Here is a 595-nt window from a genome sequence, read left to right on the forward strand (position 1 = left end):
TCTACAATCTGTTCGACCAGGTCTACGCGGTGACCGCGAACGGCACGGGGCAGTGGCTGCTGGGCATGCCGCGCACGGCGGAACTGTCCGTCAACGTGAAGTTCTGACCATGCGCAAGGCTCTGATCCGGCGAGGGCGGCGGTGGCTCTATGTCGTCCATCGCTGGATCGGCATTGCGACGTGCCTCTTGTTCGCGATGTGGTTCATCTCGGGCCTCGTCATGATGTATGTCGCGTTTCCACGCCTCACCGACGGCGAGCGCCTCGCTGCGCTCCCGCTCATTCTCTGGAACAAGGTGCAGGTCGCGCCGGATCGCGCGATGGCGATTGCGGGCGCAGAGCATTATCCGCGCGACCTGCGGCTCTCGATGATGGATGATACGCCGGTCTATCGCGTGACCGGCTGGAAGGGCGCCGCCGGCACCATCTCGGCGACCGATGGCCGCGTGATCGATCACATCACGCCGGATCAGGCGCTTGCGATCGCCGGCCATCACTCGCATGCGGCGCAGCCACAATTGCTCGACACGGTGACGCGCGAACAATGGTCGGTCACCGCGGTGTCTCTTATACACAACCCCGAACCCACGAAACAA

Annotated in this window: 1 pseudogene; it reads left to right on the forward strand. The window is 63.7% G+C overall.

Features of this window, described 5'->3' with window-relative positions:
- Window positions 1-52: 52 nt before the first annotated feature.
- Window positions 53-595 (forward strand): annotated as a pseudogene (locus tag NS334_RS17265) (hypothetical protein); the annotation flags it as partial.

This window comes from Sphingomonas endophytica, assembly GCF_001476895.1.
GTDB lineage: Bacteria > Pseudomonadota > Alphaproteobacteria > Sphingomonadales > Sphingomonadaceae > Sphingomonas > Sphingomonas endophytica_A.